The organism is Desulfacinum hydrothermale DSM 13146 (assembly GCF_900176285.1).
GTDB classification, from domain to species: Bacteria; Desulfobacterota; Syntrophobacteria; order Syntrophobacterales; family DSM-9756; genus Desulfacinum; species Desulfacinum hydrothermale.
The window spans coordinates 17,110-38,563 of record NZ_FWXF01000006.1 but is presented as its reverse complement, the minus strand read 5'-3'; the positions used below and the strand labels follow the sequence as shown (position 1 = coordinate 38,563).

The window sequence follows — 21,454 nt, the reverse complement described above, 5'->3', positions numbered from 1 at the left end:
CGGAAAAGGAAGAAAGGTCGGAACATGAAGGACCGGACAGTTCAAAAGAGGGCACTTGGCGCCAGCCAGCTCACGAGCGCGGTGCGCCGCCACTGGAAGGTGGCCCTGTTGGTGGCGGCCGCCATGGCGGGTCAGACGCTTCTCACTCTGGCCCAGCCGTGGCCGCTTCGGGCCCTGATCGACCATGTGGTGCAAAACCCCTCGAATACGAACGATCTCATGTCCCGTTACAGCCTGACGGAGTTTATCCTGGTCTCGATCCGGGGCTTTTTCCACGAGGATCTTTACCACTTCCTTTTTCAGGGGATCTTCCTTTTGGCCCTCATCTATTGCGGCAACGCGCTGCTCCTTTACGTGCAGAACACGGCCCTGGCCACCCTGGGCCAACGCGTGGTGCTCACCATCCGGGAAAGGCTCTTCTCCCACCTGGTTTCTCTTCCCCACGGGTTTTTCGAAAAGGCCCGCACAGGGGATCTCACCAGTCGCATCTCCAAGGATACGGCCGATGCCCAGGACATCCTGGAATCGCTCCTCACGGTGCTTATTCGGAGCCTGCCCACCGTTGTGGGCATCCTGGTTGTTTCTTTCGTCATGGACTGGATCTACGCGCTCACCTTTGTCATGGTGATCCCGGTGGTCTATTGGGCCAACGTCTTCTTTTCCCGGCGCACGCGGGAAGCGGTTCGCCGGCAGCGGCGCATCGAGGGCGCATTGGCTTCCAGCGTTCAGGAGACCTTTTACTACCACAAGGCGGTGACGAGCCTGTCCCTGGAAAACGAGGTGGTGGACGACTTCCTTGAGGGAGGGCGGGAAAGCGCCCAACAGGCTGTCCGGGCGGGGCGCTACCAGGGCATGCTCACGGCGTCCATGGATATGCTGGTGGGAGCCACCTCGCTGCTGGTTCTTTTCGTGGGGATTTTGCGCATCATCCACGGCTGCCTCACGGTGGGCCAGCTCATGGTTTTCCTCAGCTACCTCAACAGCCTCTTCAAGCCCATCCGGGAGATGAGCAAGTTTGCCGGCCGGTGGGCCAAATCGTCAGCCGCTTTGGAGCGGATCGAGGAGATCATGGCCCTGAATCCCGCGGAGATGGGGGCTTGCGATGTGCCGCATGCGGTGCCGGCGCCCAGGTTCCGCGGGCACGTTCAGTTCCGGGATGTGTGGTTTGGGTACGACAAAGACCGACCCTTGCTGCGCGGATTTGAGATGGCCGTGGCCGCCGGTGAGCGCGTGGCCCTGGTGGGGGATTCGGGCAGCGGCAAGTCCACCCTCCTGCATCTTCTCATGCGCCTCTACGACCCGGACCGGGGCGCCGTGCTCGTAGACGGGCGGGACATCCGCGAGTTCACCCTTGCCTCCCTCCGCAACCAGATGGCCGTGGTGCTCCAGGATTCCTATATCTTCCGTATGAGCGTTCGAGACAACATCGCCATGGCCAAACCCGGGGCTACGGAAGATGAGGTGGTGGCGGCGGCACGGGCGGCGGGAGCCCATGAGTTCATCCTGGGCCTTTCCCAGGGCTACGATACGCAGCTGGGCGAGGGCGGCGGTGGGCTGTCCGGAGGACAGAAAAGGCGCCTTGCCATCGCCCGGGCCATCCTTCGTGATGCTCCCATCGTGGTTTTGGATGAGCCCACTGTGGGGCTCGATGCCGCATCGGAAAAGCGGGTCATGGCATCCATCCAAAGGCTCACCCGGGGGCGGACCACCTTCATGGTAACCCACCAACTGGCCACCATCATGGATTTCGACAGGATCGTGGTCTTGTCCGGCGGAGAGGTGGTGGAGTCAGGGCGCCACGAAGATCTGGTCCAGGCGGGCGGACTGTATCAAAGGCTGTGGGAATCCCAACGGGCCGAGGAGGAATCCCCCCTTCCGGCGGGTTCCCAGGAAATCTTGGAGGCATGAGGAAAGGCGTGATGGGAGGACGGTCGTGAAAGACGGGCAGGATGGAAACAGGAAAAAATCCCGGAAATACCCGCCGCCGGCGCGGTGGGCGTGGGTGCTGATCGCCGCGGTTTTGGCCGGGTGTGCGGGATCCGGGCGCGTACCGGAGCTTGCCGGCGGCTGGAGCGATCTTACCCAGTTGGAGGCCGCTTTGCCTGGCCATCTGGACTCTTCGCAAGAGGAGAGCGCATTGCCGGAACGCCCCACGCTCCAGGACTATCTGACCTACGCCGCGCTCCACAATCCCGGCCTGCGGGCTGCCTTCGACGACTGGAAGGCCGCCCTGTGGAAGATCCCCCAGGTGCGAAGCCTTCCCGACCCCCGCTTTACCTACGCCTATCTGGTGGAACGCGTGGAGACGCGGGTGGGACCCCAGCGTCAGAAATTCGCGCTGGCCCAGACCTTCCCATGGCTGAGCAAGCTGGAATTGCGGGGGGATGTGGCCGTCCGGGAGGCCCGGGCCAGGAGGGCGCTTTACGAAGCGGCCAAATGGAAACTCTTCGAGAAGGTGAAGAAGGCATACTACGAATACGCCTACCTGCGGCGGGCCGTGGCGGTCACGGAAGAAAACGTTCGGCTATTGAAGCACCTGGAGCGGGCCGTCCAGACGCGGTACGCGGTTTCCCTGACACCCTACGGCGTGCTGGTCCGGCTCCAGACCGAGCTGGCCCGATTGGAAGATCGCCTCAAGACGCTGCGCGATTTGCGAAATCCCATCTCGGCGGCGCTGAACGCCGCCCTCAACCGGAGCGCAGACGCTCCGCTCCCCTGGCCGGATCCGGTGAGGCTGGAACCCCTTGCTGCCAAGGATGAAGAGATCCTGACCTGGCTCCTGGAAGGCAATCCGGAGCTGAAGGCGTTGAGTCATCGTGTGGACAAGGAAAAGGCGGCAACGGAGCTGGCACGCCAGAACTACTATCCGGACGTGACGGTGCGCGTGGAAGCGGTGGATACGGGGCAGGCCTTGAACCCGGCCACTCCCGACAGCGGCAAAGACCCCGTGGCGGTGGGCGTTTCCCTCAACCTGCCCATCTGGTGGGAAAAGTATGACGCGGGTGTGCGGGAGGCTCGGAGCCGAAGGAGGGCGGCCGAAGGCAGCCTGAAAGAGAAACAAAACCAATTAAGCGCCCAATTGGCCATGGTCCTCTACAATCTCCGGGATGCGGAACGACGCGTCGACCTTTACAAGAACGGCCTGATCCCCAAGGCACAGCAGGCGCTGCAGGTAAGCCTGCAAGATTTCGAAGCGGATCTGGCAGGCTACTTGGACGTGATCGACGCACAGCGCACGCTCCTGGAGTTCGAACTGGCCTATGAGCGGGCGGAGGCGGACAGGGCGCAGCGGTTGGCGGAAGTGGAACGGCTCGTGGGGCGCTTTCTGGCAAAGGCGCCTTCACGGCCCGCTGCGACGGCCGACGCCGCGGTATGGAAGGTGGAGACCCCGAAAGAAGCAAGGAGGAACGAAGGATGACGAGAAGAAAATGGATCGTGACGGTCATGGCCCTGATGTTTGCTTTGGGGACGCTGGGAGCCGGTCTGGCGGTCGCAGGCGGCCATCCCCAGGAGAAGTGTCCCGTGATGGGAGGGGCCGTCAACAAGGATATCTATGTGGACTATCAAGGAAAAAGGATCTACTTCTGCTGTCCGGCCTGTCCGGATGCCTTCAAGAAAAATCCGGACAAGTACATGAAGAAGCTGGAAGCGGAAGGTGTGGAACTGGAGAAGGCTCCGTCCGATAGCTGATGGGGCCGATTCCTGGGAGCATGATGAATGCCTAAACGTTCCCCTTCCCTGGTGGGATGGGTTAGGGGAGGGGGCATGGAGGGGAAGGGATTTGTGGGCTGGAACGGGGCTCCACCCGGTGGTCGGGATTTCTGGGGGCCTCAAAGTTTCCCGTCCCGAGTGGGGCAGCGATGGGCGGCTGGGAGCCTGTCTGAGAACGCCAAATCCTCCATTTGGGTCAACGCAATTTCGAACACTTGGCATGCCCAAATGTTCTAAAGTCAGCATTTTCGGAGAAGCTCCTAAAAGACCGACAACGGACGCAGAGGGCTTGGAATCGTGTCGGACGCGGCGGGAGAAAGGCGAGCAGCGATGAAACGGTGGGCGGCAGGAAAATTCAAAGGACTTGGGTGGAAGGCGCTGGCGGTGACGGTGATGGTCGTGGCCCTCATGGTCTGGGGTGGTTTCGGCCAAAGGCCGCAGCAGGGAACCGATGGGGCGCCCGCCATGGTCACCCCGGCCCATGCCCAAAACGATAACGGATCGGAGAAGAAGGGCCAGATTTGGACCTGTTCCATGCATCCCCAGATTCGGCTTCCCAACCCGGGCAAGTGTCCCATCTGCGGCATGGATCTTATTCCCGCCACCCAGGAGGGCACTGCCACCGCGGGTGGAAAAGCGCCCATGAGGCGTCTGGTGCTTTCCGAAACCGCCCGCCGGATCGCCCAGGTCCAGTTGAGTCCCGTGGAACGCAGGCCGGTGGAAGTCACGCGGCGGCTGGTGGGCAAACTGAGCTACGACGAACGCCGCGTGGCCCACATCACCTCGTGGGTTTCCGGGCGTCTCGATCGTCTCTATGTGGATTTCACCGGCACCGTGGTGGAAAAGGGCCGGCCCATGGTCTACCTCTACAGCCCGGAACTTCTGGCCGCCCAATCGGAACTTCTCCACGCCGTGCGTGCCGCCAAGGACCTGCGCCGGTCCAACCTGCGATCCCTCCGCTCCACCGCGGCCCAGACCATCGTCTCTGCCAAGGAAAAGCTCCGCCTTTGGGGGCTTACCGATGCCCAGATCCAGGAAATCCTGCGGCGAGGAACTCCCTCGGATCACATGACCATCCTGGCGCCCATGGGGGGCACCGTGGTGCGCAAGGAGGGCTTCGAAGGCATGTACGTCAAGACCGGCACCCGCATCTACACCATTGCGGACCTGTCGTCGTTGTGGCTCAAGCTGGATGCCTACGAGTCGGATCTTCCCTGGATCCGGGTGGGCAATCGGGTGCGCTTTGAAGTGGAGTCCTATCCGGGAGAGGAGTTCGCCGGGACCGTTTCGTTCATCGATCCCTTTCTGGACGAAAAGACGAGGACCATCAAGGTACGTGTGGATGTCCCCAACCCGGAAGGGCGTCTTCGCCCCGGCATGTTCGTCCGCGCGGAGCTCCATGCCACCCTGGACGGAGACCGGCCTCCTTTGGTCATCCCCGCCTCGGCGCCCCTGATCACCGGAAAGCGGGCGGTGGTCTACGTGGCCGTCCCCGATGAGCCGGGCACCTACGAGGGGCGGGAAGTGGTCTTGGGTCCCCGGGCGGACCGCTACTACGTGGTCCGCTACGGCTTGCGGGAAGGCGAGAGGGTGGTGACCCGCGGAAACTTCAAGATCGACAGCGCGGTGCAGATCCTGGCCAAGCCCAGCATGATGACGCCGGAAGGCGGCGGCGGGGGAGGCATGCACCATCATGGCGGTTCAGAGCCGGCGAAGGCCAAGGCCGCTTCCCGTGCCGGCGTCATGGAGGTTCCCGCGCTGTTTCGCCGTCAGCTGATGCCCGTGATGCAGGCCTATGGGGCCGTTCGAGAGGCCGTGGAAGCGCGCGACTGGACGGCGGCCCGCAGTGCCTACGGAGACCTGAAGGCGGCCCTGGACCGGGTGGACGATGGCCTTTTGGATGGACACCCCTGGATGGTCTGGGACGAGCTCTCCATGCTGCTCAAAAACGACGTGATCGTGGCCCTGGATGCCAAGAAGGAAGGGGAGCGCCGGGATGCCTTCGCCGGCCTGGAAGGCCACATGGGCCGGCTCATGGCTCAGTTCGCCTTGGATCACCAAAAGATGGTGGAAGCTTCCAAGCCCCTGGAGGTACCGGAAACCTTTCGGAAACAGGTTGCAGGGGTGATCGACGCCTACCTGGAGGCCCATGAGGCTCTGGCCGCGGACAAGACCCAGGAGGCCCAGGAGGCCGTGAACGGGATCCGCACGGTCCTGGGCCGGGTGGACATGGCGCTCCTTCAGGGCGATGCGCACATGAAGTGGATGCAGGTGCTGGAAGACACTGAGAAGGCCCTGGCCCTCATGGAGCAGTCCAAAGAGGCGGCCACCTTTCGAAAGGGCTTTGCCATCCTGTCCGAGGCCATGGCCGTCCTGGCGAAGGACTTCGCCCTGGGAACGCACAGGCCACTCTATCGCATCCGGTGTCCCATGGCCTTTGAGGGACGAGGAGCCACTTGGCTTCAACCCGACGACCAGGTACGCAACCCTTACTACGGCCCGCGGATGCTCGGCTGCGGCGACGTGTTGGAGGTGATCCCATAGGGCCGAGACCAAGGGCGCGACGGCTTCAACAAAACATGGAGGACGGATTCCAGCTCAAGTTCGGCTAGGGCGTGGCAAAAAAGGATGCCGGGCGTGTGCTCCTCTTTTCGACGGCCCGGTCCTTGGCGGCGCCGTTCCGGTCGCCGCCAAGGGGATCCCGGGTGGGGGACATCCCGCCCGGGTGGTCCAGCGCACTCAGTGGTCGTGGGATTCGGCGGTGAAGCAAGGTGAAAATGATGGCACATGCACGGAGCGAAAGAGCGGACAACGGATCCTGGATCGCCCGACTGATCCGGTTCTGTCTGGAAATGAAGATCGTGGTCTTCCTGTTCGTGCTCATGGTGGTGGCCTGGGGGTCCATGGTGGCACCCTTCGATTGGGATCTGCGGGGTCTTCCCCGGGATCCGGTGCCGGTGGACGCCATCCCGGACATCGGGGAAAATCAGCAGATCGTCTTCACCGAGTGGATGGGCCGATCGCCTCAGGACGTGGAGGATCAAATCACCTACCCCCTGACGGTCTCCTTGCTGGGTATTCCCGGCGTGAAGACCATTCGAAGCTATTCCATGTTCGGCTTTTCCACCATCTACGTCATCTTCAAGGAGGGGGTGGATTTCTACTGGTCCAGATCCCGGGTGCTGGAAAAGCTCAACAGCCTACCCGCCGGCACGCTGCCTCCGGGGGTTCAGCCGGCTCTGGGTCCCGATGCCACGGCCCTGGGCCAGGTCTTCTGGTACACGCTGGAAGGGCGCGACGCCCAAGGCCGTCCCACGGGAGGCTGGGACCTGGACGAGCTGCGCAGCGTCCAGGACTGGTACGTTCGCTATGCGCTCCTTTCCGCCGACGGGGTGAGCGAGGTGGCCTCCATCGGCGGCTTCGTCAAGGAATACCAGATCGACGTGGACCCAGACGCCATGCGGGCCCATCGGGTCACCCTGCAGGACGTCTTCCAGGCCGTCAAGGCTTCCAATGTGGACGTGGGGGCCCGGACCATCGAAGTGAACAAGGTGGAATACGTGATCCGTGGCCTGGGGTTTGTGCGCAGCCTGAAGGACCTGGAAGAAACGGTGGTCGCTGTGCGGGACCGGGTGCCCATCCGGGTGCGGGACGTGGCCCACGTCACCCTGGGGCCGGCGTTGCGGCGCGGCGCGCTGGATAAGGAAGGCGCCGAGGTGGTGGGCGGCGTGGTGGTGGTTCGCTACGGGGAAAATCCCCTGGCGGCCATCAAGAACGTGAAACGAAAGATTGCCGAGATCTCCCCGGGCCTGCCCAAAAAGACCCTGCCCGACGGGACGGTGAGCCAGGTGACCATTGTGCCGTTCTACGACCGCACGGGGCTCATCTACGAAACCCTGGGAACCCTCAACTCGGCCCTGTACGAAGAAATCCTGGTGACCGTGATCGTCATCCTCCTCACGGTCATGAACCTCCGGAGCTCGGCGCTCATCTCCGGGCTCCTGCCCCTGGCCGTGCTCATGTGCTTCATCGCCATGAAGCTTTTCCACGTGGATGCCAATATCGTGGCGCTTTCCGGCATTGCCATCGCCATCGGCACCATGGTGGACATGGGGATCGTGATCTGTGAAAACATCCTGCGCCATCTGGATGAAGCGCCGCCGGGCACCAACCGCCTGGAAGTGGTCTATGGGGCGTCGGTGGAGGTGGGAAGCGCCGTGTTGACGGCGGTGGCCACCACGGTGGTCAGTTTCCTGCCGGTCTTCACCATGGAGGCGGCGGAAGGAAAGCTCTTCAAGCCCTTGGCTTATACCAAGACCTTCGCCCTCATCGCCTCCATCATCGTGGCCCTCACCGTCATTCCGCCCCTGGCCCATCTTCTCTTTCGGGAAAAGACGGCCGCGCGCTCCCGGGCGGGCCTCCTGCGATCCGCCCTTTATGGCTTGCTCGTTGCGGCCGGTGTGGCGGCCTTCTGGTTCCTTCCCTGGTGGGGTGCCCTGCCCCTGGTGGTGGCGGGAGGCTATCTGCTGGCGGAAAGGTGGCTGCCGGACTGGTTTTCCCGCTGGAGTTCCATCGTTTTGAATGTGCTGATCGTGGTGCTGGTGGCGCTCTTGTTGGCCCTGGAATGGCTGCCGTTGGGCCCCGAAAACGGCATGGTGCTCAATTTCCTCTTCGTGGCCGTGCTGGTCTGCGGCCTGCTGGGTATCTTCTTTCTCTTTCGCGTGGTCTACGAACCGGTGCTGCGCTGGAGCCTTCGGCACAAGATGCTTTTCATGACCGTGCCCCTGGTGGTGACCGTGGTCGGTTTTGTGGTCTGGTTGGGTTTCGATGCCTTCTTTGGGTGGCTGCCCCAGGGCATGCGGCAGTCGGCCCCCGTAAAGACCCTGGCCCGGGTCTTTCCCGGGCTGGGCAAAGAATTCATGCCGCCCCTGGACGAGGGGTCCTATCTCTACATGCCCACCACCATGCCCCATGCATCCATCGGCGAGGCCCTGGACGTGCTGCAAAAGCAGGACATGGCCATCCGGGCGATCCCCGAGATCGACACGGTGGTGGGAAAGATCGGTCGGGTGGAATCGCCTCTGGATCCGGCGCCCATCTCCATGATCGAGACCATCATCAACTACAAGCCCGAGTACCTGGTGGACAAGGCCGGACGTCGCCTCCGGTTCCGCTTCTCCCCCGAAAAGACGGACCTTTTTCGCGATGAAAACGGCGTGCCGCTTCCGGCTCCCGACGGCAAACCGTACACGGTGCAGGGCAAGTTCGAACGGGACGACCAGGGGCGGCTCATCCCCGACGAAGACGGCATGCCGTTTCGTCTGTGGCGTCCGGCGCTGGACCCGGACCTCAATGAGGGACGCGATCCCTGGCCGGGCGTGCGAAAGCCCGACGACATCTGGGACCTGATCGTGCAGGCGGCTCAGATCCCGGGCACCACCTCGGCCCCCAAGCTTCAGCCCATCGCTGCGCGCATCGTCATGCTTCAGAGCGGCATGCGCGCTCCCATGGGCGTGAAGGTGAAGGGGCCCGACCTGGCAAGCATCGAAAAGGTGGGCTTGCAGCTGGAGCGGTTCCTCAAGGAAGTGCCCTCGGTGGAACCCGCCACCGTCATCGCCGACCGGATCGTGGGAAAGCCCTACCTGGAGATCCAGATCGACCGTCGGGCCATCGCTCGTTACGGCATTTCCATTCGGCGGGTTCAGGACGTGATCGAAGTGGCCGTGGGTGGGAAAAGGATCACCACCACCGTGGAGGGCCGGGAACGGTATCCGGTTCGGGTGCGGTACATGCGGGAGCTCAGGGACACCCTGGAATCCCTTGCCCGCATACTGGTTCCCGCTCCCGACGGGACCCAGATCCCCCTGGAGGAACTGGCGGAGATCCGCTACGTGCGGGGTCCACAGGTGATCAAGAGCGAAGACACCTTCCTGGTGGGCTACGTGGTTTTCGACAAGAAGCCAGGATACGCGGAAGTGGACGTGGTGGAGCAGGCCCAGGCCCATCTCCAAAAAAAGCTGGCTTCGGGGGAACTGGAGCTGCCGGCCGGAGTGAGCTACACCTTCGCAGGAAGCTACGAAAACCAAATTCGAGCCCAGAAGAAGCTTTCCGTGGTGCTGCCGCTGGCCCTCTTCATCATCTTCATGATCCTCTATTTCCAATTCCGTTCGGGACTGACGACCGTGCTGGTCTTTTCCGGCATCTTGCTGGCCTGGTCCGGAGGATTCTTGACCCTCTGGCTCTATGCCCAGCCGTGGTTCCTGGACTTTTCGGTTTTTGGAATGTCCATGCGGGATCTCTTCTCCGTGCATCCGGTCAACTTGAGCGTGGCCGTCTGGGTGGGATTCCTGGCCCTTTTCGGCATCGCCTCGGACAACGGTGTCATCGTGGCCACCTACCTGGATGAGAGCTTTCGGCAGGCGCGGATCGAGACTGTTCAGGATGTGCGGGATGCCACCGTGGTGGGAGCGGTTCGTCGGGTGCGGCCGGCTCTCATGACGTCCGCCACCACCATCTTGGCCCTGCTTCCCGTGCTCACCTCCACGGGACGGGGAGCGGACATCATGGTGCCCATGGCCATCCCCTCTTTCGGTGGGATGCTGCTGGCCCTCATCAGCGTGCTCCTTGTGCCTGTCCTTTATTGTGCCAAGGAAGAGGCCAAGTTGCGCTGGAAAGACCGCCGTGGTAAGGCTTGAGGGTCAGGAGGCGGATGAAGGTGGTGGACATTTCCCATGAGAGGTTCCTGCGGCTGGCTTGTTTTGCGGGGACGCTTCTGGTCATGGCCGCCCTGGAGGCGGCCTTTCCGCGACGGCCCCGGAGCCGCCCCCGGGGGGAACGGTGGCCTGCCAACCTGGTCATGGTCCTGGTGGGAGCGGCTCTCGTGCGGGGGATACTGCCCTTGGTGCCCGTGGAGACCGCCGGCCTGGCATCCCAAAAAGGCTGGGGGCTTTTGAATCACGGGGGCCTTCCGGCGGTCTGGACCTGGGGGCTTTCCATCGTGGCCTTGGATGCTGTCATCTACCTGCAGCATGTGCTCACCCACGCCGTGCCCACCCTGTGGCGCCTCCACATGGTGCACCATGCGGACTTGGATCTGGACACCACCACCGGCGTGCGTTTTCACCCCGTGGAGATCCTGCTTTCCGCCGGGCTCAAAACCGCCGCGGTGGCGGCCCTGGGACCGCCGGTGGGAGCGGTGATCCTGTTTGAGATCCTTCTCAACGGCACCGCGCTTTTCAACCACGCCAACCTGAAGCTGCCCGCTGCGATGGATCGCGCCGTGCGGCTCGTCCTGGTCACTCCGGACATGCACCGGGTGCACCATTCGGTCATCATCCGTGAGACCCACAGCAACTTCGGCTTCTGCCTGTCCTGGTGGGATCGGCTCTTCGGGACTTACAAGGACCAGCCGGAAAAGGGACATGGGCACATGACCATCGGTCTCAGCCAGTTTCGAGACCCGCGCGGGCTCAGCCTCGCCCGGCTCCTGGTCCTTCCGGTCACGGGCGATCCCGGCCGTCAGCCCATCAACCGGCATTGAAAGGCCGCTCCTGTTTGGAGGCCCGGCCTTCCGGCTTCGCCCCTTTGCCCATCCAGGGGCCTCAGCTGGATAAGACCGCCCGCACCCGGTGTCCCAATGTGGTCAACGAGAAGGGCTTCTGGATGAAGTGGACGCCCGGTTCCAGAACGCCTTGAGGGGCGATCACGTTGGAGGGATACCCCGACATGAAGAGGACTTTGATTTCCGGACGGATGGCCTGGATGGCCTCACAGAGATCCTTTCCGGTCTTCTGCGGCATCACCACGTCGGTGATGAGTAGATGGATCTTCGCGGGATATTCCCGGGCGTGCCGTAGGGCTTCCTGGGGGGTTCCCGCCGTCAGCACCTGGTAGCCCAACGTTTCCAGCATGGTTTGTCCCAGCAGCAACAGTGAGGGCTCGTCTTCCACCAGGAGTACCGTTTCACCGTGTCCTCGCGGCACCTCGGCGTCCTGTTCCACCTCCGAGTCTTCGGTCTTGCCATTGTGCCGAGGAAGATAGACCTCGAAGCGGGTCCCCTTCCCGGGTTCGCTGGTGACCTCAATGGAGCCCTGGTTTTGCTTGACGATGCCGTAGATGGTCGATAGCCCCAGTCCCGTTCCCTTTCCCACTTCTTTCGTGGTGAAAAACGGTTCGAAGATCCGATCCAGGATTTCCTTTTCCATGCCGCAGCCGGTGTCGCTCACCGCCAGCTTCACGTAATCGCCGGGTTCGCATTGCAGCTTCCGGGCCTCCGAAGACGCGATCTCCACGTTTTCGGTTTCCAGGGTGATCCGCCCGTGATCGCCGATGGCGTCACTGGCGTTGACGCACAGGTTCACCACGATCTGATCCACCTGGGTCGGGTCCATCTTGACGGGCCACAAGTGGGAATCGGGCCGCCAGATGAGGTCGATGTTTTCTCCAATGAGACGCCGGAGCAACTTGAGCATGTTTTCCACGGTTTCATTCAGGTCCAGCACTTTGGGGGAGATGGGCTGGCGGCGGGCGAAGGCGAGCAACTGGCGGGTGAGATCGGCCGAGCGCCGGGCGGCCTTCTCGATCTGCCGGAGCCTGGCGTGTTGGGGGTCGTCGGGAGGCATCTGCAGGCCCATGAGTTCCACGTGTCCCAAGATCACGTTCAAGAGGTTATTGAAATCGTGGGCCACGCCCCCGGCCAGGTGCCCCACGGATTCCATCTTCTGGGCCTGCGCCAGTTGGGCTTCCAGCTGCCTTCGCTCTTCTTCGGCTTCCTTCATTCGGGTGATATCCCGTGTGATGGAAATGATATGAGGCACGCCTTGGATGTGAATGAGCCGGGCGGACATGAGGCCCGTGAGGATCCGGCCGTCTTTGGCACGGAAGAGGGCTTCCATGTTTTCACAGTAGCTGTCCCGCTGGAGGGCGGCTACCAGGCGTTTTCGGTCCTCGGGATCGTGCCAGATGTCCAGTTCCAGGCTGGTCTTTCCCAGGACGTCTTCGCGGGTGTAACCGGTGGCCCGGGTGAAGCCTTCGTTGATGTCCACGTACAAGCCGTCTTCCAGGCGATTGATGTTGATGGCGTCCGGGCTCGACTGGAAGGCGATCCGGAACCGCTCTTCACTGACTCGAAGGGCCTCTTCCGCCTGTTTGCGGCTCACGATGTCCCATGTGAGATCGGCCAAGAGCGAGGCGGTCTTCACGTCTTCTTCCGTGTAATCCTTGCCTTTGTTTCCCAGGCCCAGGACAGCCACCGGTCGGCCTTGGCGCATTACGGGCACGGCCAGCAACCGAACCAAGGGAATGTGACCTTGGGGAAGTTCTTTTTTGGGGGAAAGGGATGCGTAGTCATTGATGATCACAGGTTGGCCGCGGCGAACGCCGTCCGCCCACACCCCGGCCCGATCCAAGCACAAGTGGGTTCCTCGGTCTGCGACCCTGCAGACCTCCTCCGTGCGGGTGGACCACTGCTGAAAAATGAGCATACCCTGCTCCGGGTCCACAAAGTGGTAGAAGCCGATGGGACTTTCCACCAGGGCGCAGATTTCGTCCACGATGCGGGCCAGCACTTCATGGAGCTCGTGCTGGGCGGCATACTCCACCAAGGCCAGTCGGGTTTGGGTCACGCGTTGTCGCAGGCGTTCCTCGCTTTGGTCCCGAAAGACCAGGACGACCCCGCGGATTTCGCCTCGAACGTCCCGAATGGGCGCGCCGCTGTCGGCAATGGGGATTTCCCGGCCCTCTTTGGAGATCAAAAGCGTGTGGTTGGCCAAACCCACCACGGCGCCTTCCCGCAACACCCGGCTCACCGGGCTTTCCACTGGTTGCCGCGATTCTTCGTTGATGATCCGAAAGACTTCTTCGATGGGTTTTCCCAGGGCCTCTTCACGGTTCCAGCCGGTGAGAGATGCAGCCACGGGATTGAGCAGTTCCACGCGACCTCGGGCGTCCGTGGCGATCACGGCGTCGCCGATGGATTGAAGGGTGATCCAATGTCGCTCCATAGTTGTGCGCAGGTCCTTTTCCGCTTCATAGAGACGATGGAACTGCCTCTTCAGAAGGGCTTGTCTTAGGTACAGAGTGATCACGCCGAGTAGCAGCAAGACACCCAGTAGATGTCCCACGATGGTTGCGGACAGGACATGCCGCATGGCGAAGGCTTCGGCCCTGTGAATCTTGGCCACCAGGAACCAGGGTGAATCGGGAATGGACAAGGCGGCGGCCACCACGTCCTCGCCGCGGTCGTCCTTTCCCTCGACGATGCCTTCCTTTCCTTGGACGGCCATGACTTCGGGAAGTTCCGTTCGGGTTAGGGGTATTCGGACCGCCAAGGCCGTGTCCTTTCCGTGGCGCGGATCGTTCAGCACGAGCACGTGATCCCCATCGCGGCGTACCAGGAGGGTTTCCGCGGTCTCGCTGGGGACCGGCCAGGATTGGAGGAGGGGGTAGAGATACGAGCTGGCGTCCATCACCAGTGCCAAGGCGGCCAGGAAGCGGCCATTGCCCTCCGGATCAAAAAGTGGTGTCACCAAGGATAGGTGGGATGGGCCATTTTCCGGGCCCCTGTGAAGGGATGTCCATGCGGGTTTTCGCGATGCGAGGGCGGACTTCAGGGCCCGTTCGTATTCGGGGTGGGGGGCGCTGGGAGCACGGTGGAGGGCCCAACGGACCTGGCCTTCCGGGTCCAGTATCAGGATATTGGCGCAGTGAGAGAGTTCGGCGAAGGGTTGAAGGCGCCTTCGGATTGCACCGGATTCTGTCGTGTCGCCATCTTCCAGGTAGCGTTTGATGGAAGCGATCAGGGCATGGCGCCCCATGAGAAGATGGGCGGCGGCTGCCTTTTCCTCCCTCCATTGGGCGATCTCCTTCGCTTTGGCTCGGGCGATGGAGACCAGTTCTTGTCTCACCACCTTTTCCTGGTGCTTGGAGACCATGCGCACCAGACCGGCTCCGGCGGCGACCAGCAAAAGAAGGGTTAGGGCAAGGGTGATTTTTAGCCAACCGGGGATCGAGCGGACCGCATCCTGGTTCATCGTGGGATCTCCCGAGATACGTGCCTCCAATCTGGGCCGCAAATAATGGACTTCTCCTCTTCCTTGTGCCCCCGGCCGGCTTTCCCTCATGGGAGGTGGGAAAGGGGATGCAACATGTCAGGGGAGTTGGTGACTTGGAGGGCCGGGGCCCGCAAAGCGATAGCCCTGCAGGTGACAAGGAAAGGAAAATTTCTTGTCGTTTCCGGCTGAAACCTAATCTGGAAAAGCTGTTTCGGAGCCTGGCTGAGAAGGCCCGTCTGCCTGATGGAAAAGGCGCCCTATAAAACGATTTGTTGTTTTATGGCGCAATTTTTGGCACATGGCAAGAGCCTTCCCGCGGACCAAAAGCCTGTGCGCCCGCGGGTCGGCCGCTCCAGATGGCGGAAAAAGGCCCTCGCAACCCCATGGGAAGACAGTCCCCGAGGGCATATGCGGCGCCTCCGGGAGCTCTTCGGCAGCCCTGAAGGGCCGTGCCACGGAAAAACGCGCCCATCCCCGGCGTTTTTAGGCGAAATCCTGGGAAGTTGTCCGAGAACGCCCAGGCGGCTTCCTTCTGGTGCGAACGGAAGGTTGGGGCTGCCGGGTGGGTACATGCTCCCGGCCTGGCCGTGCCGCAGTAGGGGCGCGTTTCGAACCCGCCCCGACAAGGCTGTCTGAAAATGGATAAGCAGGTGGCTTTTTTTTCGTGGGGACCGGGTGTCTTGGGGGGCGATGACAGAGGATCCCGCCGGCCTGAGAGCGACGGGATCTTGCGCTGGTCTTTCAGGAGCGACCCGGTGGGTCGCCCCTGAAGACGGCATTCACAGAACGATCTGGTGTCGCGGAAACTCTTTCGAAAAAGCGCTTAGGACACTTTGCCGCCCGGAATCACGGGGGCGTCCGTTGTGACGAGCTTCAACACGTCGCCGTCGTGGGCGGCCAGGATCATGCCCTGGGACTCCACGCCCATGAGCTTGGCCGGTTTCAGATTGGCCACCACCACCACCTGCTTTCCCACCAAATCCTCCGGGGCGTAGTGTTCGGCGATGCCCGCCACCACCTGGCGTTCCTCGCCGATGTCCACCTTGAGCTTCAAGAGCTTCTTGGACTTGGGAATGCGCTCGGCTTCCAGGACCACACCGGCCCGAAGGTCCAGGCGCTGGAACTCCTGAAAGGTGATGAGATCGGAGGTCTTTTGGCTTTCGTCGCTCTTTTCCACGTTCCGTTTCCTTTCCTCGGCGTTCTTTTCTTGCTGCCACTTCTTGATGTCCACGCGGGGGAAGAGGGCGGCGCCTTTTTGCACCCTTTCCCCTTCCACCAGACTGCCCCAACGGGCGTCCCGCTCCAGACGAAGATCCAGGGCCTTGACGGGAACTCCCAACCGCTCCAGCATCTTTTCCGCCGTTTGGGGCATGAAGGGAGCAACGAGGACGGCCGTGGTCTTGTTCACTTCCAGGAGAGTGCGCAGGACCCGCTGCAGCCGCCCCTTCTTGTCGGGGTCCTTGGCCAGCTCCCAGGGACCGGTCTGGTCAATGTATTTGTTGGCAGCGTTGATCATCTCCCAGACGGCCATGAGGGCCTTGTGGAAGGCCCACTTGGGAATTTCCTCCCGATAGGCGGAGACAGCATCCTGGACCTGCCGCTCCAGGGCCTGGTCTTCCGGCAGGACTGGGTTTCCGAACGGGGGCACCGTGCCTTGGAAGTACTTGGCCGTCATGGCCAGGGTGCGGCTGAAGAGGTTCCCCAGGTCGTTGGCCAGATCCGAATTGAGCCTCTGGATCAAGGCCTCCTCACTGAAGTTGGCGTCCAGGCCGAAGACCATTTCGCGCATGAGAAAGTAGCGGAAGGCATCCACGCCGTAGACGGGCGCCAGATCCAGGGGGCGGACCACCGTTCCTCGGCTCTTGCTCATCTTGCCTTCGTTGATCTTCCAATAGCCGTGCACGTTCAAGTGGCGGTAAGGCTCGATACCGGCCGCCTTCAGCATGGTCGGCCAGTAGATGCCGTGGGGCTTCAGAATGTCCTTGGCGATGACGTGTTGGGCCACGGGCCAGAAGGTGCTGAAAAGTTCCCCGTCGGGATATCCCAGGGCGGACACATAATTGATCAGCGCATCGAACCACACATAGGTCACATACCGGTCATCGAACGGCAGGGGGACCCCCCAGCTCAGCCGCTCCTTGGGCCGGGAGATGCACAGATCCTCCAACGGCTCCCTCAAAAAGGCCAGGACTTCGTTGCGGTAGCGTTCCGGGCGGATGAAATCGGGGTGTTTTTCAATGTGCTCGATGAGCCAGTCCTGGTACTTGCTCATTCGGAAGAAGTAGTTGGCCTCTTCCCGTTCCACCGGGGGCTTGTCATGATCCGGACATTTCCCGTCCACCAGCTCCTTTTCCGTGTAGAAGCGTTCGCAGCCGATGCAGTAAAGGCCCTTGTAGGTGTCGAAATAGATGTCCCCGGCGTCGTAGACCTTCTGAAGGATGTATTGGACAACCTTCATGTGGGCGGGGTCGGTGGTGCGGATGAAATGGTCGTTGCTGATATTGAGCTTGGGCCAGGTGTGGCGGAACATCCGGCTGATGCGGTCCACGTAGGTTTGGGGGTCCGTTCCTGCGGCTTCGGCGGCCTGGACGATCTTGTCTCCGTGTTCGTCGGTGCCCGTAAGGAAATAGGTTTCATAGCCCATGAGGCGGTGGAAGCGATTCATCACGTCCGCCACGATGGTGGTGTAGGCGTGTCCGATATGGGGTTCCGCATTGACGTAATAGATGGGGGTGGTGATGTAGAACCGTGTGTCCATGCCGCACTATCCTTTCTCACTCAGCTCTCTTCTTTTTCGTCTTTTTCCTGGATCTGCCGCTCCGGCTCTTTTTCTTCCTGGGTTTTTGCCCGGAATCCTGCTTGGCAGAGCCCGACGGCTTGGGCTTTTCCTGGGCGTTTCCTTTTTGGGAGGGGGCGGCGTCGTTCCGGCGTTCGCAAAGGTTCGCCTGGCAGGGGCGGGCGGCGCCATGTTCCGACACAGGACCATATTCGATGTCGATGGCCTGCCCGCTTTCCAGCAGAACCGTGACGATCCGATCGATCACGTTCTGGCGAATGACCTTGCCCCGCCCCTGGGGGGTCTCCACCTTCTTACCCAGCTTGGGCATGCCCTGCTTGTAGTACTTGTAGGTGTCGTACTCGTATTGCAGGCAGCACATGAGGCGCCCGCAGGCGCCGGAGATCTTGGATGGGTTGAGGCTCAGGTTCTGTTCCTTGGCCATCTTGATGGAAACGGGATGGAAGTTGCGTAGAAACGTGGCACAGCAAAGGGGACGCCCGCAGGTGCCGAGTCCACCCACCATCTTGGCCTGATTGCGCACACCGATCTGGCGGAGCTCCACGCGCATGCGAAGCCGCCGCACCAGGTCCTTGACCAGCTCCCGAAAGTCCACCCGCCCATCGGCCGTAAAGTAGAAGATGATCTTGGACCGATCGTAGAAGCACTCCACGTCCACCAGGTTCATGGCGAGCCCCAGGGCCTGGATCCGTTCCAGGCAAAACGCTTCGGCTTCTTCCTCGAAACGCAGATTTTCGAAATGCCTTTCGATTTCCACCGGCTGCGCCGGCCGCTCGATGGGCTTGATCTCCTTGGGGTGTACGTCCGGGTTCTTGGGGAAGGGGCCCTCCACCACCTCGCCCAGACCTTTGCCCTGCTCGGTGTTCACCACCACATAATCGCCCTTCTGGACAGGGTGCGGACCCGGATCAAAGTGATAAATCTTGCCTCCATCCCGGAAACGAATACCGATGACCTTCTCCATCCAACCATTCCTTTATCTTCAGGCAGACACCTTCCAGGATCAGCTGTTTGTTGGCATGAGCTCGAAGGTGCTGCACGGCGTTTTCGACCACTTGGTAGATCTTGAGCAGTGTCTCGGGATCTTGAACGGCTCTCGCTTTCGATGCGTCCAGTTCCTGGAAGGCCGTTTTTTCAGTCATTCCCAAGTGCTGCATCAGGCTTTCCCGCACCCAGAACTTAATACATTCCAGGTCCTGTTCCAAGTCTTCACTTTCCTTGACCCACTGGGCGGTGTCCAGAAAGAGTTCCAGGATGGGCCCCTGGGCGTGGTCCAGGAGCCGCTGAATCACCTGCCGGCATCGTTCCACGCGGTCTCCTTCCGCCCAGGCTCGGGCCCATTCCAGGCTCCCGAAGGAAAGCCGGGCCACCTGTTCCGCCTGGGTTTTGGACAGGTGCCACCGGTCCATGACCAGGTCCCGCACCTGTTCATCTTCGAGGGGCTGGCAGCGCACGTGGCAGCATCGCGACACCAGAGTGGGCAGGAGCATCTGGGCGTCCAAGGCCAGCAGAATGAAGACGTTTCGCGGCGGCGGCTCTTCCAGGATCTTGAGCAGGGCGTTGCCGGCCTCTTCCGTCAGGGCCTGGGCGTCCTGGATGATTGTGACCCGGAAAGCGCCCTCGAAAGGACGGACCCGGCAGCGTTCCCTCACCTCTTTGATCCGGGCCAGTTTGATGGTGGTCCCTTCCCGTTCCACCCAGACCACGTCCGGGTGGACGCGCCTGGCGATCTTGTCACACGCCTCACAGGCGCCGCAGGCCAAGGCGCCCGTCTCGGATGCAGGTGGAACGCGGCAGTTGAGCCCCTTGGCCAGTTCCAGAGCCAGCCGGCCCTTGCCGATTCCTTCCATGCCGCTCAAAAGCAGGGCATGGGGGAGGTTTCCGGTTCTCAGCAGGTGCGCAAGGAATCTCTTGGCTCGGGTCTGCCCGGCCACGGAATCCAGACTCATGGCTTTCTTCCCGTCCCCATGCCCTCCAGGGTGCGCTGCACGTGATTGAGAACCTGGTGAAGGGGCTTGGAGGCATCCAGGACCAGGAACCGGTCGGGCTCCCGGCGCGCCAGGGCCAGGTAGCCTTGGCGCACGCGTTGGTGGAACGCTGTGGATTCGGCTTCCAGCCGGTCCGGCGTTCCCGACCGGCCCAGGCGCCGCTGCAGGGCCACCTCCACGGGGCAGTCCAGAAGCAGGGTTTTGTGGGGACGAAAACCCTCCAGGATCTTCCACTGGACTGCCTCGATGGCACCCATGTCCAGACCGCGGCCCCACCCTTGGTAGGCCAAAGTGGCGTCCACAAACCGGTCCGCCACCACCCAGGTCCCGTCCTCCAGGGCCGGGCGGATCACTTCGTGTGCCTGCTGGTTCTGGCTGGCCAGATAGAGCAGCACTTCCGTCCAGGGGTGGATGGCTTTCTGTCGGGAATCCAGGAGGATGGAGCGCAGTTGCTCGCCCACCTTGGTGGTGCCGGGTTCGCGCACGCGGCGGCAAGGAATGTGGCGTTCTTCCAGCCAGCGCACGGCGAAATCCACCACCGTGGTCTTGCCCGATCCGTCGATTCCTTCCACGCTCAAAAACAAGGGCTTGTCTCCGTTCGATTCTCCCGCCTGGATCATCCGGGTTTCCCCCGTGTCCGTGTCGCCTTCCGGCCAGGGCGCGTCCTGCCCGGAGCTTTTCCCGTGGCAGGGACTGTGCCGGCCATGCGGGTCACGGGCCGCTTCGTTCGCGCCCCTCCTGGCGCTTTTCGGCCATCATGGAAAAGAGATTGAGCTGGCGGCAGGGGCCGCCGTGGGTGTCAACTGATTCGTCGGACGCCGTCTCCTCCCCGCAGGCGCCCCCTTTGTAAAAGAAGCGCGCATAGGACTTCTGATAGGAGGTCCAGCGGGATTCGTCTCCTGCGGCCTGCTCCAGGATCCGGTCCAGATTGTTCATCTTGGCGTCCAGATCGTCCGCCAGATGCAGCACGAAGGCCTCGCGGGTCATGGGTGGCTGGACGGCCCCGTATTCCGCCTGCCCGTGATGGCTCAGGATGAGGTGTTTGAGGAGCACGGCGGTTTCCTGGGGAAAATCCTTGCAAAGGCTCAGCTTCTTTTCAAGGATCTCCACGCCCAATACCATGTGGCCCACCAAACGCCCCACGTCCGAATAGTCAATGGCCATATCCCAACGGAATTCGTACACCTTTCCGATATCGTGAAGGAAGGCTCCCACCAGCAGCAGCTCGCGATCCAGCGTGGCGTAGCGTCCGGCCACCAGGCTCACCAATTCCATCACCGACGTTGTGTGTTCCAGGAGTCCACCCAGGTAGGCGTGGTGAAAATTCTTGGCGGCGGGAGCCTTCCGGAAGGCGGTCATCAGGGCGTTATCGGCCAGGAAGAGCCGGACCAGTTCCTTCAGGGGCTTTTGCTGGACGGTCGCCAGCTTGGAGACGAATTCTTGCCATAGGGCCGCGGCGTCACCGGGATAGGCCGGCAGGAAGTCTTCCAGATCGATGTGCTCCGGCGCCATCGTTTCCAGCCGCTGAATGTTGATCTGCAGGACATCGCGGAAGGTTTCCGTGCGTCCTTGCAAGCGGACCACACACTGGGAGGCGATCCGCGAGGCGGCCTCTTCCGCCCCATTCCAGATCCGCCCCGTGACCTGGCCGGTCTTGTCTTGCAGGGTGAGGGTGAGGTACGGCATGCCGTTCTTGGCGGTTCGCAGTTCCTTGGAGGCTACGGCAAAGGTTCCAACGATGTCTTGGTTGGGCTTGAGATCGGCGATGAAGGTGCGGTCCTTTTTCTCGCTCGTCTTGGATTTTCTGGCGTCCATACTCTCTTCTGCCTGCTCGTTCCCGTCTGCGTCTCCCTTTCCTTTTTCGCAAGGAGGGCCCTTGTGCCCTTCTGGTTCGGGGGCATACTACA

The 21,454-nt window shown here is 62.0% G+C and carries 12 protein-coding genes; 6 read left to right on the top strand and 6 right to left on the bottom strand.

Annotated features, from left to right (window positions below; translation table 11 throughout):
• Positions 1–24 precede the first annotated feature (24 nt).
• The 6 genes from B9A12_RS06880 to B9A12_RS06855 all read left to right on the top strand — a co-directional run bounded on the left by B9A12_RS06880 (position 25) and on the right by B9A12_RS06855 (position 11,251).
• Positions 25–1,908 (top strand): ABC transporter ATP-binding protein, encoded by a 1,884-nt coding sequence (locus tag B9A12_RS06880; RefSeq protein WP_170920411.1) that lies wholly within the window; start codon positions 25–27, stop codon positions 1,906–1,908.
• A gap of 25 nt (positions 1,909–1,933) precedes the next feature.
• A complete protein-coding gene (locus B9A12_RS06875) occupies positions 1,934–3,418 on the top strand; it encodes a TolC family protein (protein ID WP_084057156.1) in 1,485 nt (494 codons plus the stop codon).
• Positions 3,415–3,690 carry a YHS domain-containing protein gene (locus tag B9A12_RS06870; RefSeq protein ID WP_212636853.1) on the top strand — a complete coding sequence of 92 codons (276 nt, stop codon included), beginning with the start codon at positions 3,415–3,417 and terminating at the stop codon, positions 3,688–3,690. Before B9A12_RS06875 ends, B9A12_RS06870 begins: the two co-directional genes overlap by 4 nt.
• Positions 3,691–4,041: 351 nt before the next feature.
• Entirely contained in the window at positions 4,042–6,255 is a 2,214-nt protein-coding gene (locus tag B9A12_RS06865) for an efflux RND transporter periplasmic adaptor subunit (protein WP_084057155.1), read from the top strand.
• Between the two features lie 236 nt (positions 6,256–6,491).
• The gene (locus B9A12_RS06860) at positions 6,492–10,406 is read left to right on the top strand and encodes an efflux RND transporter permease subunit (RefSeq protein WP_084057154.1); all 3,915 of its coding nucleotides are present in this window, start codon (positions 6,492–6,494) and stop codon (positions 10,404–10,406) included.
• A 14-nt stretch (positions 10,407–10,420) separates the two neighbouring features.
• Positions 10,421–11,251 (top strand): sterol desaturase family protein, encoded by an 831-nt coding sequence (locus B9A12_RS06855; RefSeq protein ID WP_084057153.1) that lies wholly within the window; start codon positions 10,421–10,423, stop codon positions 11,249–11,251.
• Positions 11,252–11,312: 61 nt separating this feature from the next.
• Here B9A12_RS06855 and B9A12_RS06850 read toward each other — a convergent pair whose 3' ends face one another.
• From B9A12_RS06850 to B9A12_RS06825, 6 genes are all read right to left on the bottom strand, one after another.
• On the bottom strand, positions 11,313–14,741 hold the full coding sequence (locus B9A12_RS06850; RefSeq protein WP_170920410.1) for a PAS domain S-box protein: 3,429 nt from the start codon (positions 14,739–14,741) through the stop codon (positions 11,313–11,315).
• Positions 14,742–15,585: 844 nt separating this feature from the next.
• Complete coding sequence (metG, locus tag B9A12_RS06845) at positions 15,586–17,520, bottom strand: methionine--tRNA ligase (protein ID WP_084057151.1); 1,935 nt, start codon at positions 17,518–17,520, stop codon at positions 15,586–15,588.
• A 16-nt stretch (positions 17,521–17,536) separates the two neighbouring features.
• A complete protein-coding gene (locus tag B9A12_RS06840) occupies positions 17,537–18,523 on the bottom strand; it encodes a PSP1 domain-containing protein (protein ID WP_084057150.1) in 987 nt (328 codons plus the stop codon).
• Entirely contained in the window at positions 18,468–19,508 is a 1,041-nt protein-coding gene (gene holB / locus B9A12_RS06835) for a DNA polymerase III subunit delta' (protein ID WP_084057149.1), read from the bottom strand. Before holB ends, B9A12_RS06840 begins: the two co-directional genes overlap by 56 nt.
• On the bottom strand, positions 19,505–20,167 hold the full coding sequence (tmk, locus tag B9A12_RS06830; protein WP_084057148.1) for a dTMP kinase: 663 nt from the start codon (positions 20,165–20,167) through the stop codon (positions 19,505–19,507). The genes holB and tmk overlap by 4 nt, the downstream gene beginning before the upstream one ends.
• A 91-nt stretch (positions 20,168–20,258) precedes the next feature.
• The gene (locus B9A12_RS06825; RefSeq protein ID WP_084057147.1) at positions 20,259–21,362 is read right to left on the bottom strand and encodes a 3'-5' exoribonuclease YhaM family protein; all 1,104 of its coding nucleotides are present in this window, start codon (positions 21,360–21,362) and stop codon (positions 20,259–20,261) included.
• Positions 21,363–21,454 lie beyond the last annotated feature (92 nt).